Source organism: Taklimakanibacter lacteus, from assembly GCA_003576695.1.
Lineage (GTDB): Bacteria > Pseudomonadota > Alphaproteobacteria > Rhizobiales > Aestuariivirgaceae > Taklimakanibacter > Taklimakanibacter lacteus.
Window position 1 is genome coordinate 64,504 of sequence record QOZQ01000015.1, and the last position, 24,643, is coordinate 89,146.

The 24,643-nt window shown below is 61.7% G+C and carries 28 protein-coding genes; 4 read left to right on the forward strand and 24 right to left on the reverse strand.

What is annotated here, in order from left to right; all coding sequences use genetic code 11:
- Positions 1–26 precede the first annotated feature (26 nt).
- From DT068_RS25490 to DT068_RS28455, 11 genes are all read right to left on the reverse strand, one after another.
- Complete coding sequence (locus DT068_RS25490) at positions 27–593, reverse strand: hypothetical protein (protein WP_119392721.1); 567 nt, start codon at positions 591–593, stop codon at positions 27–29.
- Positions 590–1,399: a TIGR04255 family protein gene (locus DT068_RS25495; protein ID WP_162914456.1), complete on the reverse strand. Its 810-nt coding sequence runs from the start codon at positions 1,397–1,399 to the stop codon at positions 590–592. The genes DT068_RS25490 and DT068_RS25495 overlap by 4 nt, the downstream gene beginning before the upstream one ends.
- 510 nt (positions 1,400–1,909) lie before the next feature.
- Positions 1,910–2,107: a hypothetical protein gene (locus tag DT068_RS25500; protein WP_119392723.1), complete on the reverse strand. Its 198-nt coding sequence runs from the start codon at positions 2,105–2,107 to the stop codon at positions 1,910–1,912.
- A 109-nt stretch (positions 2,108–2,216) separates the two neighbouring features.
- Positions 2,217–2,972, reverse strand: a complete 756-nt coding sequence (locus DT068_RS25505; RefSeq protein WP_162914457.1) for a hypothetical protein — start codon at positions 2,970–2,972, stop codon at positions 2,217–2,219.
- Positions 2,921–3,622, reverse strand: a complete 702-nt coding sequence (locus DT068_RS25510) for a hypothetical protein (RefSeq protein ID WP_119392725.1) — start codon at positions 3,620–3,622, stop codon at positions 2,921–2,923. Before DT068_RS25510 ends, DT068_RS25505 begins: the two co-directional genes overlap by 52 nt.
- A gap of 12 nt (positions 3,623–3,634) precedes the next feature.
- Positions 3,635–4,282, reverse strand: a complete 648-nt coding sequence (locus tag DT068_RS25515) for a hypothetical protein (protein WP_119392726.1) — start codon at positions 4,280–4,282, stop codon at positions 3,635–3,637.
- On the reverse strand, positions 4,282–4,689 hold the full coding sequence (locus DT068_RS25520; protein WP_119392727.1) for a hypothetical protein: 408 nt from the start codon (positions 4,687–4,689) through the stop codon (positions 4,282–4,284). The genes DT068_RS25515 and DT068_RS25520 overlap by 1 nt, the downstream gene beginning before the upstream one ends.
- A gap of 1 nt (position 4,690) precedes the next feature.
- The gene (locus tag DT068_RS25525) at positions 4,691–6,829 is read right to left on the reverse strand and encodes a hypothetical protein (protein WP_119392728.1); all 2,139 of its coding nucleotides are present in this window, start codon (positions 6,827–6,829) and stop codon (positions 4,691–4,693) included.
- Complete coding sequence (locus DT068_RS25530; RefSeq protein ID WP_162914458.1) at positions 6,830–8,203, reverse strand: PBSX family phage terminase large subunit; 1,374 nt, start codon at positions 8,201–8,203, stop codon at positions 6,830–6,832.
- Positions 8,187–8,447, reverse strand: a complete 261-nt coding sequence (locus DT068_RS25535; RefSeq protein WP_119392730.1) for a hypothetical protein — start codon at positions 8,445–8,447, stop codon at positions 8,187–8,189. The genes DT068_RS25530 and DT068_RS25535 overlap by 17 nt, the downstream gene beginning before the upstream one ends.
- A gap of 406 nt (positions 8,448–8,853) precedes the next feature.
- Positions 8,854–9,204: a hypothetical protein gene (locus tag DT068_RS28455; RefSeq protein ID WP_368905222.1), complete on the reverse strand. Its 351-nt coding sequence runs from the start codon at positions 9,202–9,204 to the stop codon at positions 8,854–8,856.
- Positions 9,205–9,219: 15 nt separating this feature from the next.
- On the opposite strand from DT068_RS28455, the gene DT068_RS25540 reads away from it, so the two are divergent.
- On the forward strand, positions 9,220–9,768 hold the full coding sequence (locus DT068_RS25540; RefSeq protein WP_368905220.1) for a PAN domain-containing protein: 549 nt from the start codon (positions 9,220–9,222) through the stop codon (positions 9,766–9,768).
- Positions 9,769–10,310: 542 nt separating this feature from the next.
- Positions 10,311–11,267: a hypothetical protein gene (locus DT068_RS25545; protein ID WP_162914459.1), complete on the forward strand. Its 957-nt coding sequence runs from the start codon at positions 10,311–10,313 to the stop codon at positions 11,265–11,267.
- A 127-nt stretch (positions 11,268–11,394) separates the two neighbouring features.
- Here DT068_RS25545 and DT068_RS25550 read toward each other — a convergent pair whose 3' ends face one another.
- The 4 genes from DT068_RS25550 to DT068_RS25565 all read right to left on the reverse strand — a co-directional run bounded on the left by DT068_RS25550 (position 11,395) and on the right by DT068_RS25565 (position 13,652).
- Positions 11,395–11,793, reverse strand: a complete 399-nt coding sequence (locus tag DT068_RS25550) for a GFA family protein (RefSeq protein ID WP_119392733.1) — start codon at positions 11,791–11,793, stop codon at positions 11,395–11,397.
- A 6-nt stretch (positions 11,794–11,799) separates the two neighbouring features.
- On the reverse strand, positions 11,800–12,540 hold the full coding sequence (locus DT068_RS25555; RefSeq protein WP_162914460.1) for a FecR family protein: 741 nt from the start codon (positions 12,538–12,540) through the stop codon (positions 11,800–11,802).
- 90 nt (positions 12,541–12,630) lie between these two features.
- Complete coding sequence (locus DT068_RS25560) at positions 12,631–13,176, reverse strand: hypothetical protein (RefSeq protein WP_119392735.1); 546 nt, start codon at positions 13,174–13,176, stop codon at positions 12,631–12,633.
- Between the two features lie 44 nt (positions 13,177–13,220).
- Positions 13,221–13,652 (reverse strand): helix-turn-helix domain-containing protein, encoded by a 432-nt coding sequence (locus DT068_RS25565; RefSeq protein WP_119392736.1) that lies wholly within the window; start codon positions 13,650–13,652, stop codon positions 13,221–13,223.
- 127 nt (positions 13,653–13,779) lie between these two features.
- On the opposite strand from DT068_RS25565, the gene DT068_RS25570 reads away from it, so the two are divergent.
- Positions 13,780–14,409 carry a S24 family peptidase gene (locus DT068_RS25570; RefSeq protein WP_162914461.1) on the forward strand — a complete coding sequence of 210 codons (630 nt, stop codon included), beginning with the start codon at positions 13,780–13,782 and terminating at the stop codon, positions 14,407–14,409.
- A 3-nt stretch (positions 14,410–14,412) separates the two neighbouring features.
- Here the strand turns inward: DT068_RS25570 and DT068_RS25575 are convergent, their stop codons facing one another.
- On the reverse strand, positions 14,413–14,661 hold the full coding sequence (locus DT068_RS25575; protein ID WP_119392738.1) for a hypothetical protein: 249 nt from the start codon (positions 14,659–14,661) through the stop codon (positions 14,413–14,415).
- 165 nt (positions 14,662–14,826) lie between these two features.
- Between DT068_RS25575 and DT068_RS25580 the strand changes: the two genes are divergently transcribed.
- Complete coding sequence (locus tag DT068_RS25580) at positions 14,827–15,060, forward strand: hypothetical protein (RefSeq protein WP_162914462.1); 234 nt, start codon at positions 14,827–14,829, stop codon at positions 15,058–15,060.
- A gap of 5 nt (positions 15,061–15,065) precedes the next feature.
- Here the strand turns inward: DT068_RS25580 and DT068_RS25585 are convergent, their stop codons facing one another.
- The 8 genes from DT068_RS25585 to DT068_RS25620 all read right to left on the reverse strand — a co-directional run bounded on the left by DT068_RS25585 (position 15,066) and on the right by DT068_RS25620 (position 24,574).
- The gene (locus tag DT068_RS25585; protein WP_119392740.1) at positions 15,066–15,488 is read right to left on the reverse strand and encodes a diol dehydratase small subunit; all 423 of its coding nucleotides are present in this window, start codon (positions 15,486–15,488) and stop codon (positions 15,066–15,068) included.
- Complete coding sequence (locus tag DT068_RS25590; RefSeq protein WP_368905187.1) at positions 15,485–17,752, reverse strand: propanediol/glycerol family dehydratase large subunit; 2,268 nt, start codon at positions 17,750–17,752, stop codon at positions 15,485–15,487. Before DT068_RS25590 ends, DT068_RS25585 begins: the two co-directional genes overlap by 4 nt.
- 68 nt (positions 17,753–17,820) lie before the next feature.
- Entirely contained in the window at positions 17,821–19,641 is a 1,821-nt protein-coding gene (locus tag DT068_RS25595) for a M2 family metallopeptidase (protein ID WP_119392742.1), read from the reverse strand.
- Between the two features lie 68 nt (positions 19,642–19,709).
- Positions 19,710–20,507 carry an ABC transporter permease gene (locus tag DT068_RS25600; RefSeq protein WP_119392743.1) on the reverse strand — a complete coding sequence of 266 codons (798 nt, stop codon included), beginning with the start codon at positions 20,505–20,507 and terminating at the stop codon, positions 19,710–19,712.
- Positions 20,504–21,376, reverse strand: coding sequence for an ABC transporter permease (locus DT068_RS25605; protein WP_119392744.1), 873 nt, complete (start codon positions 21,374–21,376; stop codon positions 20,504–20,506). Before DT068_RS25605 ends, DT068_RS25600 begins: the two co-directional genes overlap by 4 nt.
- Before the next feature lie 2 nt (positions 21,377–21,378).
- A complete protein-coding gene (locus DT068_RS25610; protein WP_162914463.1) occupies positions 21,379–22,473 on the reverse strand; it encodes an ABC transporter ATP-binding protein in 1,095 nt (364 codons plus the stop codon).
- Between the two features lie 16 nt (positions 22,474–22,489).
- Positions 22,490–23,671, reverse strand: a complete 1,182-nt coding sequence (locus tag DT068_RS25615) for an ABC transporter substrate-binding protein (RefSeq protein WP_119392746.1) — start codon at positions 23,669–23,671, stop codon at positions 22,490–22,492.
- A gap of 36 nt (positions 23,672–23,707) precedes the next feature.
- The gene (locus DT068_RS25620; protein ID WP_119392747.1) at positions 23,708–24,574 is read right to left on the reverse strand and encodes a helix-turn-helix transcriptional regulator; all 867 of its coding nucleotides are present in this window, start codon (positions 24,572–24,574) and stop codon (positions 23,708–23,710) included.
- Positions 24,575–24,643: the final 69 nt, after the last annotated feature.

The window sequence follows — 24,643 nt, forward strand, 5'->3', positions numbered from 1 at the left end:
GAGCCCCACTGCCGTCACAAATGATCTCAAGCTTCGATTGTGGTCAACAAATCTGCAGGAAGCGACTGACCGTCAAAGAGAGCGACCCCTTTTACAGGGGACTCCATACAGTCGCACTCGCCGTAATACACAAGTCGCCCGTCCCCCGGCAAGTGCACTGTGATGTATTTGTCGCTGGTCTGCCAATTCCATCCGGCTGTACCATCCGCAAATGCGAGGGCTTCTGGCGCCGCGACTTCAGCCGGCAGTAGCTTCAAAAATGTCAAAGCATCGATGAGCGAGGCTTCCGAAAGCGGCTTGCTTCCGGGCCCATCCCATCCCTCCTTCAGTTCGGCAAAGCTCAGCATTTCCAAGAACGCCTCGTGCATCGAAACAGGAAGCGCCCGTGGGACGGTCACCTCAGCAATCGACTGGCTTATAGCTGGGTTCAGCGGGTTGGCGATAGTTTCGCTGGTGTAACTGGTCGTCAACGCCAATGCGCCCGCAGCCAGCGTCGTGACGAAATAGGTGACGATCTGCGGCGGGCTGGGCGGAGGCGCAGTGTAGTCGGCGCCCAAAGTCTCGGTCTTGAAACTAGTTTCGGCAAAGTTCATGTTAGGCCAATGTCCTTTGCGAGTTCAGGTGTTAGATAATCACGAAGGATGCGCTTGTCCATATCGTGCAGGAACTCGAAAATGGGACCTAGTCTATCCTTCTTTTCCTTAAGACTCCCCCTCACGATCATCGGATCTGCGAAGTCCAGGTTAAGATAGCTGTCGATCTTGACGAAGGTGCTTGGCTGACGAGATGTGCCGGCGTCCAAGTGGATTCGCTGCAACAGCCTACCTTTGACCGGCAGGCCATCCTCAATATATCGCCCCTGATGAAGATGCCAGGCCGTGCCAGATTGGAACACGCTAGCAGGGACATAGGGACTTCCACGCCGCAGCAGCTTGTCGACCGAATAGTCCTTCTGGTTGCCTAGCCACTCAAACACGTCCACATATTGCAGAAATGCGCCCTTGATCGGGTTGTTTCTGCTCTGAAGCGCCTCACTCGCCCTTTCGAAATAATCCCAGGCCTTAGGCCAGACTTCGCTCCAGCTAACATAATCGAGACAGTTAACGATTATTTTTGCTTCATCGAGTCGGAGGCGCCAGCCTAGCTTGCCATCTGGCTTGACCCGGTCGAATGACACCCCGGCCACGAGCGGCGGCATTGATGCTTGGTCGGGTAGCGGCCCCTCCCCCATCTGGACTTGCAAAACCTGTGTTCGATTGAGCCGGGGCAGCTCCGGCCATTGCTGCTGATGAACGGCAACGGCGGCCTCGATCTCCTTGGCCGTGAACTGGCGCGCATAGAGCAAGCCGAAGACCGCCTCGATAATGGCGTGCTTTTCCGTCGCCGGTTTGAAGGTCACATGGAATCTCCCAGAGGATTTCTTATCAACCCCAATCCGGGGCGGCAATAGGCCCGGACCTCTGCTGCTTCGCGGCCCGGCCGCCAATGGTCCTCCCTATTCTTCCGGCTCCGACCGGAATCAGGGTTTGGTCATCACCTTCGGCTCGGGCCACGGTCTCGTAGCCTAACCCCCGCACCGCCACCGCTGTCGGGATGAGGACTATCGGCGATACCAGCCGGAACGAATTTCCGATCAAGCGTCTGGATGCGTAGATTAAGGATCCGAGAAGCGGGAAGCCAAGGCTTGACTCCCGGGCCGATTGTTCTCACAATGTTCTTGCGGCCAGCCATGATGACGCATGGGTTCTGCTCGATGAATAAGAGGTGAAAAGCAACATCACGATCATCTTGGCGGCGCACGGTTAGAAGTTCCTCCCAGCTTCGCGGGAAGACCGTTCGGCCCGATCGGCGCGAAGCTCGCCGTCATGGCTTGCGAAAAAAAAGCAAATGAGCGGCCCACGCGGAAATTTCAGACGAATCCGGCTCGCGCAAAGGCCCGCTCAACCGAGTTCCGCACGTCCTTGCGAAAGGATTCTGGCTTGCGGGCCCTGCGCTGGAGGGCGGGATCATTGCCGACTTCCGTCACGCCGGCAGCTCGGTAGGTCGCCCGCAAGGCGGCCTTGCTGTCATAGACCTTGCCGTCGAGCATCGACTGGACAGGCGCCATGCCGTCCCTGATCACCGCTGGGCAAGCCAGTGATGCGCGCCTGTGGCGGGCCGGGGCGACCCCGTGGGAAATGCGATGGACGATCATGTGGCGGGTGGCCCCTGCAAACTTACGCGGCAAGCAGCAGCACGGCGATCGCCTCATCCCGCGCATGCTGCTCACGCGCCGCGGCAATGGCCATCGCGCGCTCGAAGTCCTTCCGGTCGGCCTTCCGCGAAAGGACAACACGAATGCGGCTCAGATCCGACGGCGGCAGTTCCGCTCGCGTGACCGGGTCGATCTCGCCACCGGCGATCCGCCAGGCCTCGTCGATGATCCGGCGAAGATCATCTCTCCAGCGCTTCTCGCGCTCATGGCGCTTCCAGTCGCCGTCACCTCCTTTTCGATAGGGTAGCGGGACACGACCCATGAAAGTCTGGGCGATGACCGTGTCATCGAGCTCGATGAGCGCGGCTCCAGCCGTGATCGCAACGGCGCCGGCGCCCGCCGAAGCGTCGTCGGCCTCGGCAATCGCCGCCGAACCCGCCAGCGCGATGGCTCCGGCCGAAACCGGCATGTCCGCCGCTTCGATCAATGAGGCATGGATCTGGACAGGTAATCTGGCCTGACCATCCAGCGCATCGGCCGCTTCGGCTTGTGAAAGCGTTGCCTTGATCGCAGGCGTCGCGCTTGCCGTCAGGATGTCCGCCACGTCCGTGACGCCGGCCTGGGCTATGATGCCAAGCTTGGCTGAACTGTTCGCCGTGTCATTTGCCTCGGCGACCACGGCGTTGCCGATGATCACATCGGCGGAGTTGTAAAGGAGGAGCAAGCTCACGGATTGAAACTCCACGTCCCGGCAATGGCGCCGCTCGAGCCTGACCATGACAGGGTGACCGAGGGTGTCACCGATACCGGCTCGATGCGCCGCCACCAGGAGACGAACTGATCGGTGGTCCCTGCCCCGGCAAGGTTTCCGGCTGCCACATCTGCTCCGGAAACGCTGTTGAGATTGGCGTTGGTGTGGCCGCCCATTCCCAGCATGAACCCGCCCGGATTGATGGTGCAGGCGTTGAGGTTGAGCGACGTGCTGAATGCACTCGATGCCGTATCCGAGTCCGTTTCGCCCTCCCCGTATTTCACCCGGCCCACCACCCTGAACACCGAGGCTATCACATAGTCTGCGACCGAGCCGCTGAACGTCATGCTCAGAAAGCCGTGCTGCAGCTTGTCCGGTGCCGGGAACATGATCGCCTGCAATCTGGTGCCGCCGATGGTGGTTCCAGTCTGCAAGCTGCCGGCAAACAGGCCGGAAATGCTCGCGGCCGTTATGCTGCGCGACGTGCTGACACCATTCTTGATGTCGACTGTGACGATTATTTCACGGCTTCGGTGCGGCTTGCCCAGCAGGATCGGTATTGATACGGCCGATGCTCCGGCGATATCGACGCTGACAAAGCCCATGTGCTGCAGTTTCGGCCCCTCGGCCCAGGCGCTGGAGCGCCGCGTCTTGTAGCGAAAAACCGGTAGGCCCATGCCGCCCCCCCGCTACTGCCGGATGGCCTTGACGATGACGGTGACAACCTCGCCCGAGGCGGGCACATAGGCGTTCTTCACACGCATCAGGAACCGCAGATCTGCCGAGCCGACGCAGGTGTAGTTTATGGCGAGGCCCGAAGCATGCGCGAAATCGTTGTTCCCCATATCCTCGAGCGCCAGCCCTATTTTTCCGAGACAGGTCTTGATCTCGGCATCGGACACCGCGAATGCCGCATTGTCGTTGATGGCGGTGACGGCCTGGTTGAAGAAGACGACCTCGCATTGCAGCGGCGTGGCGGGATCGTTGCTCGAAGTGACGATCACATCGGTGATGATACCCGAGCCGCCGGAGACCTTGGCCATGCTCGCGAGAGTGAAGCCGCCGGCCGTCGGGCCCGAGGTGGAATCGGCCAATGCGTCATTGACGGCATAAGCGGTCGTGTCGGCCGGTCGCGTGATATCCACCTGAACCGCAATCTGGTCGTCACTGGGTCCCACCACCGGCACCGAGCTTGCGGATGTGGCCTGGCCGCTCACGAGGGGCGCCGAGAGACCGTCGCCACCAAGGTCAAGCTTGACCTTCTGGAACTGGACGCCGCTGACCTCGTCGGAGGCGATGACAGAACCGGCGCCGGGCAAAGACACATTGTCGGCCATCAGGCATTCCCCGCTGTCAGGGAGAAGGTCGTCACGGTGAAGCTTTGGCCCGTGGCGAAGGACGTGTTGTCGACCGTCATGTCGCCGCCGCCGCCATTCAGCGTGACCGTTCCTTGCATGTGGCAGGTTGCGCCGGCCGAATCATAGATGCGGAAATGGCCGGCCGTGCCGGTTGCATTGGCGCTCAGATCCTCCCAGGTGCCGTTCTTGGCTTTCGACCCGGCGCTCGCGGCCAGCATCCAGTCGGACGGCAGGACGCATTCGGCGAGGATGGTGCCGCTATCGGCCGTGGCGCATGTCGCCGGCGGGGCGCCCGTCCGCATACGCAGAATGGGACCTGTGCCGATGGTCGTTTCGACCACATCGAGCTTGGCATTCCTGACTTCTGTCGAATATTGCAGCGTCATCTCAATTCACCATCGTGGGTTCTGTCAGATAGATTCGGCCTTCGGGCGTTGTCACTTTCTTCGGCGCCGCCAGGACGCGGGCGATCAGTTCCATGCTGCGCAACGCCTGTTCGTTCTGCCGGGACAGGAGCTCAACGATCTCGGTCATCGAATAGGCCGGCGGCTCGCCCTGCGCCATTGCCAGCGCATCGCCTTCGAGGCGGGCTTTGCGGATCTCGCGCTCATGCAGCTTGTTCACCTCGTCCTGCTTCACCGCCACTTCGGCCTCATGCTTCTTCGCATCGAACTGAAGCTTTTTCTCCTCGAGCTGGAGCTTCATCTGGTCGGGGCTTGGTCCGGGATTCGCCAGGCGTTGCTCGGCCTCGCGGCGCACCGTCTCGGCGAACTCGTCGATCGAGCCTTCGAAGGATCGTCCGGCCCGGAATGGCGCTATGGCGAATTTCAGGACCTCGATCGCAAAGGACGCCGATGACGGCTGCTGCGCCACCATGGGCGTCAGTTGCTGGATCGCCATGCTGAGCGCGCCCAGGAATTCGGTGCGGCGCTGCTTCTCGGCATTCTCGTCGGCATGAATGGTCGAATCGGTCTCGATTTCCAGGATGAAAGGCCGCAGCCGCTGTTCCCGCAGCAAGGCCACGGCTTTTTCGAGCGTCACCGTCGCTGCCAGCGACGACAACCGCGTTTCCGTCTTCTGCCTGGCATCGGCAAGCCCCTCTGGCGAGGGGCCATCCGGTTCCGCCGTTTCGGCAAGCTGCAGCGCTTGCAGCCGCAATACCCTGATCTCACCGGCAACTGCGTCCTCGCGCGGCAGGTCCATCTGCGCGATCTCGGCGAACAGGTCGGGCGTATAGTTCTCGGCAATGATCTCGGCCGAGATGCGGGTGATGTCGCGGGCGATCCTGACAAGCTCCGCCTGGCGGTCGCGGATGCGAACCGAACCATACTGGCTCTTCAGCTCTTGCGCCGCCGCCGTCTCTGCAGGATCCGTGGCGCCGCGCATGATGTCGGACAGGCCGGTGATCTGGTAGACATCCTCGATAAGCTGGCGGCGCAGGAACACCAGTTCCTTGATCGTCGCGGCGATCTCTGCGACGGGCAGCCAGATGATGCTGTCGCGCAGCGCCGTGCCGCCCAGCGCGGCAAAATTCGAGACCGGCACCAGGATGGCGTTGCGGTCGTTCTGCCGGACCGCCGTCTCGACGGCTTCCGCCAGGTCGCCGGCGCCCGCCGGATAGAATCCCTTCATGCGCAGGCCCTCGGACAAGGCCGAGATGCGGGCCGTGAGCTCGTTGATCTCCTCGAGCTGATCCTTGTAATAGACGAAGTCCGGGACCGGGATCAGCCGGCGGCGCTCGGTCGTCGCATAGGCCGGCCGCGGGCACGGGAAGAACGTCTCGAGCTTCAGGAAGGGCTCGCGAATGTCGAGCACGTCCTCAAGGCCCGGCGCCACCCAGACCACGACGCCGCTTCTGCGGCTCCAGATTTCCCACACTTCGGCTTTCTTCTCGCCGGCATAACCGCCATGGCCGGAATCGCCCAGAAGGTCGCGGCGGCTCTTGAGCTCGACCTCAATGAAACGATCACCAAAACGCTTGATGCCTTCGCTGCGCGTCAGCCACGCTCTTTTGGCCACCCAGCCCACTTCCTGCCATTTGCGCGCCGGCTCGTGCAGGAAATCGGCACGGTCCACATGCTCGATGAGGTTGCGCAGCCGGCCATCCACCTCCTCGAGCCTGACCCATGCGGCTCCCCTGCCATTGGTGGCCAGGTCGTCACGGATCTGCAGCATCACGGCATTGATGTCGGCTTCCTCGAAAGTGAGGACAAGCGTGCGCTCGAGCAGTTCCGAGGCCTTGCGCGGCAGGTCCTTCATGGTGCGGAAGCGCGGCACGACGACCGGCGCGGGTGGACGTGCATAGATCGACGGCTTCAGGATTTCGAGATTGGCCCAGAACATCTGGTATTCGCGGTCGGTGCTTTCTTCCGACAAGGTCTTGAGATCGGCATAGAGCTTGTCGATGCGGTCCGATTTCTCCTGCCACAGCTGGAAATACTTCTGCGCGTCGGTGATCGCATCGAGCCAGGGACGCGCCTGCCGGGGCAGCTCCCCTTTGGCTTCCTCATTCGGATCTTCGGTCATTCAGAGCTTGATCCTCCTGCCCCCTGGCCGGTCGACCGGTGGTCCCGGCAGGAAAACTGTGCCGCGCGGCCACGCCGGCTTTGCTTGAACCGGCTTCGGGGCAATCAGGGCGCAGTTGACGGCATATTCGCCAAAGGCATCGGAGCCATGGCTGTTGATATCATGCAGCGGACCGGCGAAGCCGCCGATCAGGGTGCTGTGCTTGCGCGCATAGCGCCTGAGCCGCGACAGCCCGAGCATGACGCGCGGCGTCCGGTTGAAGCGCATCAGCGGCAGCAGGATCCGCGTCGCGTTGATGCGCTCCACCGGCCCTTGCTGGGCGCCGACACGGATCGGCTTCACGCCAAGCCCCATCAGGGTCAACGCCCGCGTCCGGCCGCCGGCGCCCCATTCGCGCAATTTCACGTCATGCGGCAGGAAATGCGCGCCATAGCGAAAGGGGTGTCTTCGCCCCAGCGCCGCAAGGCCCGCCGAAATCCGCAGCGGATCGGGCTGTAGCTCCGGCAGGGCCTCGGACACGATCTCCTCGGCCCCCTGCCCGCTTGTCTCGTGATAGTCGAGCGCCGTGGCGATCACGCCGTCATCCTGGATGAACCAGATGGCGGTATAATCGTCTATGCCGATGTCCCAGGCGGTATTCACCACGCGGTTCCCGTCATGCGGGAAGTCGCCGATGCGGCCCTGCTTCTCGGCATCGGCAATGAGGCGCGCATAATAGGACGCCTCGCTGAAGATCTCATAGCCGCCGCCCCAGACATGCTCGGCCATTTCCGGATTGGCGGCATAGTCGGAGTCCTTCTCGTGCAGCAGCACCTCGGGAAACCACGGATTGTCGAGCCAGCTGACCGCGACGAGCACCGCGTCATCGCGCGGCTTGCCGCCCCTGAAGAACTGATCGACGGCGTCGGTCTCGTGGCGCGGGTTCCAGCTGAACCACAATTCCGAGCCGGGCTTGCGGATGGTCGGCCGCAGCAGCCGCAGGGAGACATCGGAAAGGCACTGCGCCTCCTCCACCCAGGCGATGTCATAGTCTTCCAGCGACTTGATGTTCTCGGCATTGAAGGCCTGCATGCCCTTGAAGATGATATGCGAGCCGTTGCGCCCGCGGATCTCCGCATCGAGGATGGTGAACTGCGCCCCTAGATCCAGCTGCATGATCTTGTTGACGATGAGCTGGCGTACCGACTCCTTGATGGAATTCTGGACTTCCCGGATGCAGACCACGCGCGTGGCCTGGCCCATGCAGCGAAGGACCACCTGCTCGGCAAAGAAATGAGACTTGGCCGCGCCGCGTCCCCCATAGGCGCCCTTGTAACGCTTCGGCGCCAGCAAAGGCTGGAAAGCGCGCGGCACATCGCTAGGCAGGATCAACAATGCGATATTCGATCAGGGCCTTGCTGACCTCTTCGGTTTCCTTCTCCGGCTTGTTGGCGACGACGACGGTCGAGAGGTCCGGCAGCACCTTCTTCAGGAGGCCGAGCGCCGCCCTGACCTGGGTATAGGACATATATCGCTTGCCAAGCGCATGCTCGACCAGGGCTTCGACGATCCCGCTCGCCATGATCTTGGCGCGCTCCACGCCATAGAGGTCCACGGTGACTTCGTGTTTCTTGGTCATGTGATGGCCTTTGCTAAAGGGGGCGGATCGATGCGCGCCCGGCGCCAAAGAAAAAGCCCGGCAGCTTGTCGCTCCGGGCGCAAATTCTTCGATCCTGATATTTCCCAAATCTCACGCCTGTGTCCGCAATGTCAAGCACGAGTTTGTTGCCGCCGGGCAGGCTGTCAGGGAATCATCGGAAGCAGATGCGCCCCGCTCGTTTTGCGCAGGTGTTGCTATCCTGATATTTCCCAAATCTCACGCTTGCGTCCGCAATGTCAAGCGGGTCAGGGCGTATGGCAGCGTCACAATCTCCTGACCAGGCACGAACATGAAAGACAGCTAAAGGCACCGTTCAAGGACCATTCAGGTGAGGCCGCTAGAATGGGATCAGTCTTAGGATGTAAAGCGGCCGCCAAATTTGCCGTCACTTCGTCTGCTTATGACTGCAACGCCCTATCCATCTGCCGTTGTAGCTAAGGGCTGATAACCCAAAGGCACAAGGAGATTCGATATGTCGCCACTCGTCCTTTGGAATTTCCGCTTGTTCAGATTTGCTGCCCTTCTCACCGCGCCGCTCGCTTTTGCCTTGCCGGGAGACGCCGGTGCCGCTGAATGTGTTTGTGAGGCGCATTTCGAACTTCGTGAACCTTCGAAAGGGCAAGGGCGCCCTCATTTTGACCCGTCGTTCAAGCCGGATATTCCCGTCGATCATTTCACTGCGGGCCTTGGCCAGGGTGCAGGGACCATGAATGGCTGTCGGCGCCAGGCGCAGCATCGGGCTCACAGTTGTATGAATAGGATTTGGGACAATCGCCTGACACCGGACAACGAACCCGGCGAGTGCTCCACGAGTCTCGGGATACATGGATCTGTGCCTTACGACATCAAGTGGTGGATCGAGCGCAGCGCCTGTCAGGGGTCATCGCCAATCGCCCATCGTCACAATGCAACTGTCTCACTCTATCGTCGCACCCATGGGGGCACCGGCTGCGGGGATGACTTGAGGACTGTGAAATCGGTTTTTGTGCACGACTACGTGGTCGATTGCCTGGCCATTCGCCACCGGGAGAAGCTCGGCGTGGTGGCCGAGAGTCAAATCGAGGGCGTCGACCGACCGGGTTCCGATCTCGCCGAGGGAGCTACCACTGGGGACGGTTCAGTCGGCGCTTGCAAGGCAGCCTGCAATCTCTCCAGCCAATGCAAGGCCTGGACGTGGGTACCCCCAGGGGTTCAGGGGCCACAGTCGAGATGTTGGCTGAAGAGCAGCGTCCCCTGGCACAAGGTCCACGCCACGAGCACCAATATGGTGTCAGGAACCCGGCAACATAACAGCGAATAGTCCTCAGACCCTGGCTCCGAGGCCTGCCAGTTTCGACCGTTTCCTTTTGTCGCCCAATTGGCAGCGGCGCGCCGCCGCCCCCCCCCGGCGATGAAGCGCCAATGAGAGCCCCGCGGCGCCAGCTTCGGGGCTTTGGTGGGGCGCCGTCCAGGGTGGAGAGCATCGCGACCAGAATTCCGATCTCACCTCTCACATCGGCTGGAAAGCGTTGCGCGGGGTGCGGAGCCGAGTGCTTCCTGTCTGGTAAAATGCTAGCGGGACGGCCGCAGTAATCCACAACCGAGAGCGCATGACGGGTCAAAGGGGAATCTATGGCTTCCTTTTGAGGGCTCATGCCTGCTCGCCGATTCCCCTTCCGCTCAAGGGGTTAGGAGCGGTCTCGCGCTTAGTGCCCCATTTGGGGACGGGCAGTTCTCAGGAGACTGTGCTCTTGGGGCCACAGTAAGCCATTATTTGAGAGATCCGGCTGTTGGCTGGTTGGCCGGCGCGCCGACTTGGCGCTATATTCCTTGAGGGAAAGACTCGGACAGGGGAAGCAGACCATGACCAAGCTGAGATTGACTGTCAGCGTCGCCGCTATGGCATTGATCATTGGCGGAGCGGCCACAGCGTCCCGTGCGGCCGATTATGTCGAGGATCCGGGCTGCCTCCTTTCGGGCTCCGTCATGGCCGGCTTTATGTATGACTGGCAGAGTTCCGAATTCTCCGACGAAGGCGACGAATTCGACGGAAAGGACGTGGACTGGACAACGCCCTTTGGCGAAGGCGCCGGGCTCGTGACCTGCGGGGCCTTCAATATACAGGCCGATGTCGCTTATTACGCCCATTCGGCGGATCTGGATTTCGATGACGCCGATCTCGACCAGACAAACACTCATATTGGCGGCGCGCTGTTCTATCGCGACCCCGGTTCCTGGGCTGGCGGCGTCAGCGGCTCATGGATTGGCCAGGACATTTTCGGAAAGGACATCGATACCTTCCGCGTAGGCCTGTTCGGCGAGTTCTATTTTGATGACATGTTCACGCTGGGCGCTTCGGCACATTATTACAACAGGGATTGGCCCAGCGAGTTCATCCTCGACAATAAGGACGAGGACGGCTTCGAGCTGGCCGCCTGGGGCAGGTTCTACGCCACGCCAGACTTGGCCCTGACCTTGCGCGGCGATGTGCTGCTCGCCAGTCTTGACTTCGACAACGAGAACGCTGACCTCGAAGGCTTCGCCATCACCGGTGATGCCGAGTATCTGGTGTGGGACCAGGGCTTGGCGATCTTTGGCGGCGCCCGCTATGCCGACCGCCAGCTCGACTCGGACGAAGTCGACGAAGAGGCTGAAATCGAGGACTTCCAGGTGTTTGGCGGTCTGAAGTTCTATTTCGGCTATGATGGCACGCTGATCGAGCGCCAGCGCACGGGCACGGTGGACAACACCAGCGTATTCCATGAGAAGCTGCCGGAATTCTTTACTTCCGGCGTACTCGCGACCAACGGCCCGAACTAGTAGCTTTACGGCAATATCCCGCGGAAAGGGAGCCGGTGGTGGCTCCCTTTTTGTTGGTTGGGCCCTGCCTGACTAAGCCCTGATACAGGCTGGCAACTCCAACACCTGACCTTTCAAGATGCGTAGTTCATCCGGGCGGGTTTTCCTCTCCCGTTTCGCCAACCCAGTGGTGCTGGTGATGCGTATAGACACGTTTGCCCGGCGCCGGGAAAGCCGGATCGGCAAAGGCGCCGACGGCTACGGCAATCAGGCCCGGTTTTCGTGATGGCTCCCAGTATACGGTGCTGCCACAACGCGGGCAGAAGTGAAAGGTCACATCATGGCCGCTGTCGGAAGCCCGGGTGAAGTCGCCATAAGGACCTGACACCTTGACCCTGTCGCGGGAGAAGAAGGCGGCGATACCATAGGCACTGCCCGTCCGCTTCTGGCAATCGAGACAGTGGCACAGCGAAACGGCCACCGGCTCTCCGCCACAAGTGACACTCAGGTCTCCGCACGCGCATCGCGCCTCACGCGATTCTACCATCGGAGCTCATTGCGGATTGGGATCAGGCCTGTCGGGCCTCTTGCCGCGCCCCCCGCCTGAAAAATCATTGTCGCGCAGCTGCTCGTTGCCCGGTCCCGCAAGGAAAGCCTGGCAGCCCGATGTATCGACGCGGAATCGCGGCGCAAGCCGGCCCTGATGGCTGACATAGGGCAAGGAGCGCAGCGCCCGCGCCTTGGCCCTGCCGCTCAGCTCGGCAACGTTGCCGCGCGATGCCCTGGCGACGCCGCAATATTGATCGACGCTTGCGCATTCACCATAGGCGCAGAGCCCCACTTTGCCGGCATAGACCGCCACCAGGGTGCCCGAGCCCGTCGATACGTCGAAAGCCGTGCCATGGATTCCGATCGTCGCATTGGCGGTCCGGATATCATAGGCCACCTTGCGGCTGTTGCCGCTGATGAAACGGAACGTGCCCCGCAGCGCATCGATCGAGAATTTCCGCACGCTGTTGCCGCCGCGCAGCAGGAAGCGCTCGATGACGAGGGTGGAGCCCGGTCCGACCAGCAGCTTCGTCCGGTCGACGAACATGATCTGCACATTGCCGCCGCCGGTGACGAGCCTGTCATCTTCATAGATGGCGCTGCCGGCGGCAAGCGCGCGACCGGAAGCTGTCGGGGATCCGCTCGTCGCAATGACGGTGCCGATCGGATCGGCGGCGATGGCAGGTGCGGCAAATGAAAGGAAGCAGAGCGAACCCGCAGCCAGTCGTCGGGCTGTGCGCAGCATGGTCTTATCTCCCCAAGGCAAGGCCTCTTGCCCCTCTCGCCCCATATTCTGGAGTGTTAGCGGAAGAAACACAACAGCCGGTTCACCTGCTCATTTCCTGCCGGTGACGAGGCCACGATGCAGGACACGGCTCAGCGCGTTGAGACCTGAGCGCAAGAGGCCAAGCTCCTTGTCGCGCATGCGGTCATTTTCCGAGATGCACACATCCCAGACAATGCTGGTCGCCGATGGCGAGGTGGGATCGAGACTATCGACCTCGCGCAAGGCCTCCATATAGATGCGGGCGCGCTCCTGGGAACGCACTGGCCCCTCGGGCCCCGCGGTGCCACGCATCGAGACAAGGAAGCTCGCCTTGCCTTGGCTCGGCCGCTGGCCTTCGCTTGCTGCAAGATAGTCGCGCATGGTGAGGGCAAAGTCATAGCCCGCATCGGCCTGGGCCGGCGTAATGATGTTCCAGTGCAGCAGGCGGCCCAGAGGCGAGCCCATCACATCGCGGCCCGCCAGCTCCAGCCCGACACCGAAGACGCGCATGCGCGCCTCGAGCGCCACGCGGCGCACTTCTTCCTGGCGCACCGCCTTCATCCTGTCGCCCGAGGCGTAACGGCGGCCCGGCTTGCGTTTGCGTCCGGCTTTCATGGGACTTCTCCTTGCAATGTAAGGCTGACTGGCCGCCCGCTCGTTCACCTGCCTGGCGGCTTCATGCAATAGCGGCCGGTGATCATGAGGCCCGGCACGAAGGGCAAGGTCGGAAGATCCGCCTCGTCCATCACTTCCGCCGGGGGCTGTCGGTTGAGCTGCGCGGCGCACCTGCGTTTCGCATCATATTCGGTATCGACCCAGCGGCGCGCCGTGTCGGGCGTGATGCCGAGAGCTCTGGCGATGGCGGAATAGCTCTCGCCGCGGCGATAGAGCGTGCGGCCGAGATTGAGCCGGCTTCTCGTCTTGCGGCACTGGAAATAGTCGGCACGCGTCTTTCGCATTGCCGGGTGAAAGGTCGGGCCGGGAGCCATGTCCGGGGAGGAGGACGGCTCGACCGGCCCTGCCGCCGCGAGCAGCGCTCCAGCGGCGGGTTTGAAATCTGTCGGAAGGACGATGGGCTGGGGCATGCTCATTATATACGCATAAAACGTACAAAATGTCAATGTTGAAAGCGTATGAATTTTACGTTATATTCGTGAAATGACAGATATTCCGGTTACGGAACGTTTAAAGGCGCTGCGGGTGCGCGCGGGCGTCAGCATGGCTGAGGCGGCAAAGGCTCTCGGCAAGAAGACCGCGTCCGGCTACCAGCACTATGAGGACTCCGAGAGGTTCACAAAGCAGTATCTGCCGCGGCAAATCATGGAGCCTCTGGCGGCCCTGTTCGCCAACCGCGGCGAGCCGCCCGTTCAGGCCATCGAGATGTGGCGGCTCGGCGGATATGACCGGATACCCGAGCAAGACACCGTCATCGTCGACTATCCGGTGGTGCCGCGCACCACGCTGGTGCCCGTTTATGCCGCCGCCCAGGGCGGCGAGGGCCATCTGATCATCGACTTCCACCCCATCGACGAGGTGACGCCGCCCGAGGACATCGCGCGGGTCAGGGGCGCCTATGGAATACTGATCGTCGGCGAATCCATGGTGCCTGCCTACCGGCCGGGAGACATCGCCTGGGTCAATCCGCACAAGCCGCCGGAACGCGATACGGATGTGGTTCTCTATCACGTCCCGCCCAATGGCGAGGCTGAGGCCATCATCAAGATGCTGATCGGCTTCTCGCCGCGCGAGTGGAAGCTTCGGCAATATCAGCCGCCGAAGGATTTCACTGAATCGACCGCCGACTGGACCGTCTGCCATCGCATCGTCGGCAAGAAGAATGTGCGCTGAGGCTCAGGCCGCTTCTTCCATGTCGCCTTCCGGCACCTTGCCCCACCGCGCCAGCACCTCGGCCGCCTCATAGTCGCCCGCTTCCGGATCCGCCCGGCGTGAGAAGGCGATCGCGCCAACGGCGCCGGCCTGGCTCCTGATCAGCCGGCGCGCATGGTCGGCGTCTCTGGCGGCCACGGGCGGCAAGGCGACGAGCGCCCCGCGCCTGGTCTCCATGAAGGGCTGGACAACGAAATAGGTCTGCAAGGCCATTGATAATCCTCCCGAAGTTGAGATCTGACGGCTCCCAGCATGACTCCATTATGAGAACAAAACAAGAACATTTTTCATCCCCTCGTCCATACGCAAGAATCCGGAATATACGCTAAATACGTTGACAATCGCGCTTTAAACGTATAAGGAGAAAGCGCCGCGACGATGAGAAAGGAACCGCCCATGATCTTCTCGGAAGCGGAGGCCCGCCGGCGCCGCAACGCGCTCTATATCGAGGCCTATGCCAGGGCCTGGGCAGAAGCCTCTCCGGCGGAGCGCGAGCTGGCGGTGCTCACCATGAAAGACCGATGGAGCGACGCTGATCGCGCCCGTCATGCCGAACTCTCCCGCCAGCCTTTGCCCATCGCCATGGGCGCCACAGGGAATCCTTATCCATGAAAATATCAGTAGCGCCGGCTGAACAGTCCGCGCGCATCATAGGCATCGGCCGCCTCTTCAAGGAATCCGGCAATCTGGATCGCGCCAAATTGCTCACGCAGGGCACGGGCGCGCTCGCGCAAAGCGTGCGAGCTCTCCGTGCGCCCGGGCCGCAGCAGCTCATAGGTCGACATCAGAACTTCTTGTGGAACCCTGGCAAGTTCCGCTGCTCTTTCCAGATTGAGCGCCAGCCGGTCGCGGCCGGCAGATCGGGCGACCTCCGCCTGCAGCCGCAAAGTCTCCGGCGTGATCGCCACATCGCTCGCGGTTACCTTGCCCTTGATCACCGCATCGAGCGTCATGTCGGTAAGGGAGAGTCCTGTTGCCGTCCTGACATTGTCCGGATCCCGTTCCGACAGCGGGTAGATGGTTTTGCGGGTTTCGTTCATGCGCTCGCTCCGCCAAATTCCGCAACCACATCGACTGGCTTCGCTCCCGGATCGACCAGTTCAGTTTCAAGCGCGTAAAGCAGGGCGACCCGTACATGGAAGCGCGCGCCCAATGCCTCGCCGCGCACGGGCACGATGACGGGCTCCGGCCGTTCTCCCCGCGCATAGCCGGCCGCATTGCGCCCGAAGGCGCGATAGTGGTCGAGGCTGATCAGAGGTGCATTCGAGAACAGCTCGAGATTGAGATGCGGAAGGCGGTCCGCCTGATGGATCACCGCGGTCCCCTTGGCCTGGATACCGATCCCAATGCCCGATCCCGCCAGTTTCGCGGCGGTGAGCCCGAGAAAGGATGTATCGGCCGTATGCAGGATGCGAACGATGCGGGCGATGCCGCCACCCTCCTCTATCCCGGCAGTCAGCGTCCTGATGACGTCGCTCAACGGATGACCGGCCGTCGTCTGGTGCAATCTTTCGGCAAAAGCGGGGCTTACACCGATGACGACCTCGCGCGGATCATTCCCTTGCCTGGCCGGGCCTGTCGACTGCAAACGGAATGGCGGATGACCATCAACCCTGCCCGTGCTCTCGGCGGCGAGGACGGCAGCGCGGGACAGCGTGCCGCGGATATTTCGGACCTGCTGCCACCGTTCCGGCGTCATCCGGTAGCCTGTGCCTGGTCCCTGGTAGTCATTGGGTGTGTTGACGGCACTCATCACCCGGCCATCGCGGATGATCGCCGAGGTCTGGAGATAGTCGCCGGAGACGCGCTGGCGCAGCATGAAGATGAGATTCTCGGCCTCCTCGCGGAACCCCTGTTTGGCCAGTGCCTTGACGACATCGAGGGCGGTGAGGCCATGGTCCTTGATCTTTGCGCTGATCTCGCTCGCCTGACCTGCGCTAAAGCTCGCCGTTTCATCGGAGCCCGATGCAAAGACCACCGAGGAGCGCATGGCCTGCGTCACATCGGCCAGCCCCAGTTCCTGCAGCACGGCCGCGAGCGCTTCGGTCGCCCTGACCCTGAGTCCGAGAATTTGATCCTCGCTCACCGGCCTCAGACCGCCATCAACCTCGAAATCGCGCTGCAGGGCCAGGTAATCCTCGACCTCCTCGCCATTGAAGAGCGACGCGTTGAACGAATTGTCATATTTCTTGATCGAGCCGAAGCCGGAACAGATCAGATCCGAGCCCGCCATCAGATAGGGCGTGATCTTCGCGCCCACCCTGATCTCGGATTCGCTGATGCGGGTGTCATTGCCGGATGCGCATTCAAGCCCCAGCCATACGGCGAGCAGGTTTTCCGCCATGAGCTCGCGCACGCCGCCCGCCATCGAGGCGGTCAGCGGCGCTCCATCAATACCGCCATTCTGCGTGCCCTGAACGCCCATGGCGCGCTGCAGGCAGAGACAGCGCGCCTCGAGATAAAGCAGCGAGCGCTTCTCATGGAAGCCCATCAGGAGCTCGGCCGCGGCGCCCGAGGTGCAGCGCGCCTTGATGCCGCGCGAGGCATAGGCCGCGGTCAGGAAGGCCTTGGACCAGGGCGTATCATCACCATCGATGAAGGCCCGTTCCGTGCCATAGACGGAGACCGTTTCGGCATAGGAGGCGAAACCGGCAAAACCGATCTGCAACTCCTCCGCCTCCTCGATCGAGCATTGGAACAGGACACCGCCTCTCCCGACCGCTGCGCCCACCGTGCAGGCCAGCGCATTGGACCAGGCATTGCCCGCCACCCGCATGGTGGTTTCGATCTCATCGAAGCCGAGCGCCACCGCGGTCGCGGCATCGGCGGCAAGCTGCACGGGATCGTCCTTGGCGTTGGTCACATGCGCCTGATTGCCGGGTGCATGGCGCTGGCGCATCTTCGAATAGGCAAAAGCGATCTCAAGGGCCGAAAGCCGCGAGACGACATCGGCCAGCTTGGCCGGCGTCATGCCGCGCGCCAGGCTTTCGAGCTCGGCCCGCGGCACATTGATGTCGACCAGCATGCGGGCGATCGCTGCCGATTCCATTCCCATCGCCCGCTCGGCCGCATCCAGATCGAGATGATGCCGGGCAATGAACATGTCGATGATGTCGAAATCGGCAAGCTTCCGGCCATCCATCGAAACGAGCTTTCCGTCTTCGATCTCGATGGCAGGCTCGGGATCATAAGGGCTCTTGAAGACGGAGAAGCCGTTCTCGGCGTCCTCGACCGCGAAGCGGTCGAGACCGAGCGGTCTCTCCTCCCATTCAGTGAAACGACGCCAGCGGTTGGAAGACGACAAGATCCTGCTCTTTCAGCTATCGAGACAGGCTGATGCTTACAGGAGATCGAGGCTGCCGGCCATCTTTGCTACCATCCGCAAGCCTTGCCCTTGTTCTGCTCGTCCAGCCATGTCTTGAGCGGGGCAAAATAGCTGAGCATCGCCTTGCCGGAGATCTCGCGGCTGCCGGTAAAGAGCTCGAGCGCACCCGGCCAGGGTTTTGAGGCGCCAAGCGCCAGCATGGCATTCAGGCGCTCGCCCACCTTCTTGTTCCCGTAAAAGGAGCATTGGTGCAGCGGTCCCTTCCAGCCGGCCATCTCGCAGGCGGCCTCGTAGAACTGGAACTGCAGCACGCCTGCCAGGAAATAGCGCATATAGGGCGTGTTGCCGGGAATGTGGTACTTGGCGCCCGGATCAAAGGCGTCTGATCCCCGCGTCACCGGCGGCGCGATCCCCTGATACCTCAGGCGCAGCTCCGTCCACGCCGCGTTGTAGTCACTTGGCTTGATCGTCCCATCGAAAACACCCCAGCGCCAGCGGTCGACCAGGAGGCCGAAAGGCAGGAACGCCACCTTGCCCATCGCCTGCCTGAGGAGAAGTCCGATTTCCTTGTCTTCTCCCGGCACCTTAGCCCTGTCGAGCAGACCTATGTCGACCAGGTATTGCGGCGTGATCGAAAGCGCGATGAAGTCGCCGATCGCCTCGTGGAAACCGTCATTGGCGCCGTCGAGATAGAGCGGATCCCGGTCCTTGTAGGCGCGCTGGTAGTAATTGTGCCCCAGCTCATGATGGACGGTCACGAAATCGTCGCTGTTGACCTTCGTGCACATCTTGATCCGGATATCGTCCTTATTGTCGATATCCCAGGCCGAGGCATGGCAAACGACTTCACGATCGGCGGGCTTCACGATGAGCGAGCGCTGCCAGAATGTCTCAGGTAGCGCCGCAAGGCCGAGCGAGGTATAAAAATTCTCGCCGGCCTTGACCATGCCGATCGGGGTGAAGTTCTTGGCCTTCAGCAGGTCACCAACGTCATAACCCAGATCGCCGGCGCCGGGCGGGGCAACATCGTTGTAGATACTCCCCCATTCCTGGGCCCACATATTGCCGAGCAGATCGGCGCGGATCGGGCCCGTGGCCGGCTGCACGGCATTGCCGTATTTTGCGTTGAGCTTGTCACGCGTGTAGCAATGCAGCGCATCGTAAAGCGGCTTGACGTCCTGCCAGATCATTTCTGTCAGGCCAGCGAATTCATCGGGCGGCATGTCATAGCCTGAACGCCACAAGGCGCCCACATCGGCAAAGCCCAGCTCCCGGGCGCCCGCATTGGCGATCGTCACAAGCCGCTCATAATCCGCCTTCATCGGTTTGCCGACATTGTCGTGCCAGCTGGTCCACATCTCGCTGTATTCCGCGGGCGTGTGGGGCTTGCCCATTTCCTCCTCGATGTCGCTGCCATTGATCTCTTTGCCGTTCAGCGTGCCTTTGCCGCGGCCGTAAGACGACTGGAGCCTGGTCTTGATGGCGCTGAGCTCACTCGCCGCTCCGGGCGTGGTCGGGGCCGGCAGCCCGATGCGGATGCGCAGGATCTTCAGCTTGCGTTCCAAATCGGGTGTCAGACCTGGAACGTCCTGGTATTTGGCTGCCTGCAGGGCAAATCGAACCGCCATTTCGGTCTGCTCGGCGCCGAACCGGGCGGCAAGGGCGTCGGTATCGTCGGTAAGGTAGGTGGAGTTTATCCACTCCGCCCGATTGAGGTCGATCGAGAAGTCAAAGCCCTGCTTCTCGGCATCGCGAACGAAGCGGGAAACCTCTTCGACCGTCGCGGTCTGCGCCTGCACCATCGCGGGCCACGTCAGGACCGCGGAGAATAACGCAACGGCAAAGGCAGTTTGTCGCCTGACGGGCATGGCAATACCTCCGCTGGAATTTGAAACTGCAACAGCGTGACGCGCCGCTGTGCATCGGTCAAGGAAGTTCAGCTGCGGCGCAATCGGTTCGCCAGGATCACCAGCAATATGCCGGGAATGAAGACGACAGTCGCAATGGCGGGATAGAGCGGCGATGAGCCAATGGCGATGCCGGAAAAAATGAAAGTCGGCAGCGTCCGGGTCGAGCCGGCAAGGCTATAGGTCAGGTAAAAGTTCCCCCAGCTCAGCAGAAAGGCGAAGATCGCCGCAGAGAAGATGCCGGGCCACAGCAATGGGATGGTGACATAACGATAGACTTCGTAAGTGCTGGCGCCGCAATCGCGCGCCGCATCCTCGACCGTGGCATCGAAATTGAACACCTGCACGGCAACGATCACCATGGCAAAGGGCGTGATATAGACGATATGGCCGATGATCGCCGTCGTTATACCGGTCGAGAAATCGAAGATGCGGCCGAGCACCGAGAACCACAAAAGCAGCACGATGCCGAGCAGCAATTGCGGAAAGGCCAGCGGGACGCCGGCCAGGAGCTGGAACGCCTCGCGCCCCTTGAAGCGATAGCGCACCGCGACGATTGCCGCCATGGTTCCGATCGCCGTCGCGATCAAGGTGGTCACGACGGCAATGACCGTCGAGTTCCACAAAGCGGTGAGCGCATTCGAATTGCGGAACAACTCGCCATACCAGCGCAACGAAATCCCCTCGAAAGGCAAGGTCAGGAAGCGGCCTTCCTGAAACGAGAAAGCGATGAGGGTGAAGATCGGCACATAGAAGAAGATCAGGACGGCGGCGAGACTTCCCCACAGGATGAAATCGATGACCCTGCCCTCGAGCTTCGCCGTCATGATGCAAGCCCGGCACGCTTGAGGCCGATGAGCCGGCTGAACAGCAGCACGATGAAGACGGAGACGACCATCAGCATCAAGGTGAGGGCAGCACCCAGCGGCCAGTTCACCCGAGTCTCGAAAGTCTGGCGGATGAGCTCCGCCGACATTGGCGATTTGCCGCCGCCCAGCACCTTGGGCTCGAGGAAAGCGCCAACGCTCAGGAGGAAGATCAGCACGCTGCCCGCCCAGATTCCGGGCTTGCACAAAGGTAGGGTCACTTCCCAATGCGCCCTGAGCTTCCCGGCGCCTGCATCATAGGCCGCCAGGATGAGCGAGCGGTCGATATTGCTGATCGAGAGATAGAGCGTGAAGATCGCGAAAGCGAGCAGCGAATAGACCATGCCGAGCAAAGTCGCCCAATCGGTAAACAGGAACGCGACAATTTCCGGCGACAGGCCGAGCGAGCCCAGGAGATAGTTGGCCATGCCGTTCTTGTCGAGAAAGAGCGCCCAGCCATAGATCTTGAGCGTCGCATCGGTGATGAAGGCGAAGGTGATGAGGACCTTGATCTCGTTCTCCCAGGCCTTGAAGCGGGTCGCGAGCCCATAGGCCACGGGAAAAGCGATCACCAGGCAGATCGCCACGCAGGCGACCGCCATGAAGACGGTATGCAGGAGGATCGTCCAATAATGCGGTTTCGAGAAGATGTCGGTCCAGGTCCACAGGTCCCATGTCCATTGCAGCTGGAAGTTCCGGCTGCGCTGGAAGGTGAGCAGGAAGGTCATGACGAGAGGTGCCAGGAAGCAGGTGGTCTGCAGGATGACGGTCGGCAGCGCCTTGACCAGCAATTCCGGATCACGCCAGCGTCTCGGCACCTCTTCCGCCATGTTCAGGCCTCCGCCCGGAAGACATAGATGTCCTTCTTGGCAAAACCGAGCCTCACCTTGTCGCCGATCCGCATCGGCAATGACGACGTTCCCGGGATCTCCACGACAAGGGCCAGGCCGCTGGCGCTACGGGCGCGATACTGCACCGTGCCACCCTTGCCGAACATCTCGACCACTTCGGCCTCGATGACACCATCCGCCGTCTCGCCGGGCGGCAGAACGCGCAGCAGTTCCGGCCGCAGCATCAGCTGTGCTGCCCCTTCCCCGACATTGCCGGCGACGAGCCTCGCGGCGATCCGGCCATCCGCATCGCTGACATCAGCGGACCTGTAGTCGATACCGACTTCGCCACGCTTCGTCACCGTGATCGGCACCAGATTGGTTTCGCCGATGAAGCCGGCAACGAAACTACCGGCCGGCCGGTAGTAGATGTCGCCGGGCGTGCCAAGCTGCAGGATAGCCCCGTCGCGCATCACACAGATCCGGTCGGCCAGCATCATGGCCTCCTCGAGATCATGGGTCACATGAACGAAAGTGACGCCGACCGAGCGATGCAGGCGCTTGAGCTCCGCCTGCAGCACTTTCTTGAGCTTGACGTCGAGGGCCGACAGCGGCTCGTCCAGCAGCAGCAGTTTGGGCTCGGACACCATGGAGCGCGCCAAAGCCACGCGCTGCTGCTCGCCGCCCGAGAGCTGGCGCGGGTAGCGCGTCAAATACTCCGTCTTGAGCTGCATGAGCTCGATCATCTCACCGACGCGCTTCTTGATCTCGGTGGGACTCTTCTGGCGCAGTTTGAGCGGAAAGCCGATATTCTCGGCGATCGTCATGTGCGGGAACAGCGCCAGCTTCTGGAATACCATGCTGGTCGGTCGCTTCGCCGCCGGCACGCCCGCCATGTCGGCGCCCGCGATGGCGATGTGGCCGGAATCTGGATCTTCGAAACCAGCAATCTGCTTGAGCAAAGTGGTCTTGCCGCACCCGGACGGACCAACCAGAGCGATGAACTCGCCCTGGTTGACCGAAAGCGATACCCCTTTCAGGGCGGCGTAGCTGCCATAGGTTTTGCGTACGTCACTTATATCAAGAATGGCAGTCATATGGTTCGCGATCGCGCTATTGCGCCGCCGCCAATTCCTCCTGCCAGATGGCGAGCATCTCATCGATATTGGGGGCGATGCGATGCATCTGTGAATTGTCCCAGGCCTTCCACATATAGTCGACCTGCAGGATGTCGCGCTCCTCCGGCGTATAAAGCTCTTCCACCGCCTTGTTCGTCACGACATTGCAGGTGGAATCGAGCAGCGAGAGGATGTGGCCTGATTCCTTGGAAACGACATGCTTCAGGAGCTTCTGCGCCAGCTCCGGCTGATCCGTGTCCTTGAGGATGGCGGTGGCCTCGACCCAGATGATGCCCTGCTTCAGCCCGTTCTTGGGCTCCGGCACCACGGCGATGATGTTCTTGTGGCCCTGCTTGCGCACTGCGGATGTCAGATATGATCCCGCCCCGATGCAGCCGAGCAGCGAGCCGTCGAGCAGGCCCTTCTGCGCCTGGGTCAGATCGGCAACCAGCATGCGGGTGTTCTTGAACATGGCGCGCAGTACCTTGCGCACTTCCTCGAGCGCGTTCTGGTCAAGCTCCTGATAGGGGTCGATGCCGGCATGCAGCGCCATCGGCAGGATCGGCCAGTCGCCCCAGTCCATGACGCAGATCTTACCCTTGTTGGCGTCATCGAAGACCGGATCATAGGTCTTCCAGACTTCGGGCTTGGTGATGTCGGTGTTGATGCAAGGCCCCACCCAACCCCAGCGCGTCGCGACGCCAATGGTCTTGCCTTCATGCAGCAAGGGCTCGAAAGGCGGTTTGAACTGGTCGTAGAAGGTCGCATAGACATCTTCATATTCGGACGGGTTGAGCTCATGAGCGAGCCCGGCCGGTCCCAGACGCGTGATCCACGGCATGTCGCTCGACACCAGATCGACCTCGCGCGAGGCGCCGGCCTGCAATTTGGCGAACCCGCCGGGGCTGTCGACGATGAGGTCGAAGGCGATATCGACGTCATTCGCCTTCTTGAACGGATCCATGATGCGCGGGTCGTTGTAGCCTTCCCAGCACATATAGGTCATCTGCGCTGCAGCCCGCGACGGGCGCGAGGAAAGTCCCGCCATCGCCACGCCCGCCGTCGCGGCCATGCCCTTTAGCAGCCTGCGGCGAGTGAGCCCCGCCTCATCGAGGCCCGCGGCCTTGATCTGGCGTTGATAATATTGCGGCAGATCGCTGTACCAGCTCTTCGTCATCTTCCCCTCCCAAGGGTGGTTTCTCGATTGGGGAGATTATCCAAGAGATGGCGTGCGCTTAGTATATCCCCCGGGGAATAGGCCGGTTCCCCCACCCCGCGCCTGGACGAAGGCCAGATAGGCCGCGAAAAGCTCGGCCTGGGTCGAAATATTGAGTTTCCGGTACACATTCTTGCGGTGAATCTTGACCGTGCCCGGGCTGATATCGAGATGATGGGCGAGCGACTGGGTGGAATGACCCTGGAGGATCATAGTCATGATCTGGCGCTCGCGGGCCGAAAGGATGCCGCCAGCGAAATCCTCCAGCGCCGCCACCGCGGTGGTGCCCATATTGTCGGGCGAAACCAGCCGCGCCCGGTTCATGCGGCTCCAGTGGCGGGCGCATAGCGCCCCAATTGCCGGCTCGATCGCCTGCAGAAGATCCAGTTCGTCACGCGACAAAGCGGGAGACGAGGTCCAGCGCGCCACCGACGCGACCCCGGTGATGTCGCGACCGGCATTGAACACAAAGCCTACCTCCTCGCCAATGCCCGTGCGCTTGTAGTGAGTGCGGAAATATTCGCTTTGGCGGAAGCGATCGGGCGCGATGTCATGGAGGCGGAAGCAGCCTTCCCGAGTCCCATCTTCGACCAACTTGTAGAATGGATCGAGCAGATAGGGGCCATTCACATAATCCTCGGAGCAGACGCGGTGATGGTCGCGTTCAAGCGTGTCGCCCAGCATCTGGGGTTGGTCGGATCCGCGATAGCCGAATACCATGACGAAATCGGCATGGACGAGGCGCTGCACCGCCTGCAGCAAAGTTGGCACGAAGCCATCGCTCTCCAGCGCCACCGTCAATTCGGCGGTGCTGCGGCTCAGGCTGTCGAGCAGCAAATGGCGGCGCGGTGGCGATCCTGTCATTTCACCTCTATAGCCCACCACCCCGAGCCCGCCTATTGCTTTGGGGATATGGCCAGCGAGACGCCGGAA

Coding starts and splice junctions, on each gene's coding strand:
- DT068_RS28455 (WP_368905222.1), bottom strand. CDS start 9,204: ATGCTGCGCCTGGCGCCGACAGCCATTCATGGTCCCTGCACCCTGGCC.
- DT068_RS25545 (WP_162914459.1), top strand. CDS start 10,311: ATGACCAAGCTGAGATTGACTGTCAGCGTCGCCGCTATGGCATTGATC.
- DT068_RS25610 (WP_162914463.1), bottom strand. CDS start 22,473: ATGACTGCCATTCTTGATATAAGTGACGTACGCAAAACCTATGGCAGC.
- DT068_RS25535 (WP_119392730.1), bottom strand. CDS start 8,447: ATGACCAAGAAACACGAAGTCACCGTGGACCTCTATGGCGTGGAGCGC.
- DT068_RS25515 (WP_119392726.1), bottom strand. CDS start 4,282: ATGGCCGACAATGTGTCTTTGCCCGGCGCCGGTTCTGTCATCGCCTCC.
- DT068_RS25605 (WP_119392744.1), bottom strand. CDS start 21,376: ATGGCGGAAGAGGTGCCGAGACGCTGGCGTGATCCGGAATTGCTGGTC.
- DT068_RS25615 (WP_119392746.1), bottom strand. CDS start 23,671: ATGACGAAGAGCTGGTACAGCGATCTGCCGCAATATTATCAACGCCAG.
- DT068_RS25525 (WP_119392728.1), bottom strand. CDS start 6,829: ATGACCGAAGATCCGAATGAGGAAGCCAAAGGGGAGCTGCCCCGGCAG.
- DT068_RS25620 (WP_119392747.1), bottom strand. CDS start 24,574: ATGACAGGATCGCCACCGCGCCGCCATTTGCTGCTCGACAGCCTGAGC.
- DT068_RS25490 (WP_119392721.1), bottom strand. CDS start 593: ATGAACTTTGCCGAAACTAGTTTCAAGACCGAGACTTTGGGCGCCGAC.
- DT068_RS25565 (WP_119392736.1), bottom strand. CDS start 13,652: ATGAGCATGCCCCAGCCCATCGTCCTTCCGACAGATTTCAAACCCGCC.
- DT068_RS25520 (WP_119392727.1), bottom strand. CDS start 4,689: ATGACGCTGCAATATTCGACAGAAGTCAGGAATGCCAAGCTCGATGTG.
- DT068_RS25570 (WP_162914461.1), top strand. CDS start 13,780: ATGGCTGAGGCGGCAAAGGCTCTCGGCAAGAAGACCGCGTCCGGCTAC.
- DT068_RS25575 (WP_119392738.1), bottom strand. CDS start 14,661: ATGGCCTTGCAGACCTATTTCGTTGTCCAGCCCTTCATGGAGACCAGG.
- DT068_RS25595 (WP_119392742.1), bottom strand. CDS start 19,641: ATGCCCGTCAGGCGACAAACTGCCTTTGCCGTTGCGTTATTCTCCGCG.
- DT068_RS25510 (WP_119392725.1), bottom strand. CDS start 3,622: ATGGGCCTACCGGTTTTTCGCTACAAGACGCGGCGCTCCAGCGCCTGG.
- DT068_RS25585 (WP_119392740.1), bottom strand. CDS start 15,488: ATGAACGAAACCCGCAAAACCATCTACCCGCTGTCGGAACGGGATCCG.
- DT068_RS25540 (WP_368905220.1), top strand. CDS start 9,220: ATGAATAGGATTTGGGACAATCGCCTGACACCGGACAACGAACCCGGC.
- DT068_RS25600 (WP_119392743.1), bottom strand. CDS start 20,507: ATGACGGCGAAGCTCGAGGGCAGGGTCATCGATTTCATCCTGTGGGGA.
- DT068_RS25555 (WP_162914460.1), bottom strand. CDS start 12,540: ATGCTGCGCACAGCCCGACGACTGGCTGCGGGTTCGCTCTGCTTCCTT.
- DT068_RS25560 (WP_119392735.1), bottom strand. CDS start 13,176: ATGAAAGCCGGACGCAAACGCAAGCCGGGCCGCCGTTACGCCTCGGGC.
- DT068_RS25580 (WP_162914462.1), top strand. CDS start 14,827: ATGAGAAAGGAACCGCCCATGATCTTCTCGGAAGCGGAGGCCCGCCGG.
- DT068_RS25505 (WP_162914457.1), bottom strand. CDS start 2,972: ATGGTCAGGCTCGAGCGGCGCCATTGCCGGGACGTGGAGTTTCAATCC.
- DT068_RS25500 (WP_119392723.1), bottom strand. CDS start 2,107: ATGGCGCCTGTCCAGTCGATGCTCGACGGCAAGGTCTATGACAGCAAG.
- DT068_RS25550 (WP_119392733.1), bottom strand. CDS start 11,793: ATGGTAGAATCGCGTGAGGCGCGATGCGCGTGCGGAGACCTGAGTGTC.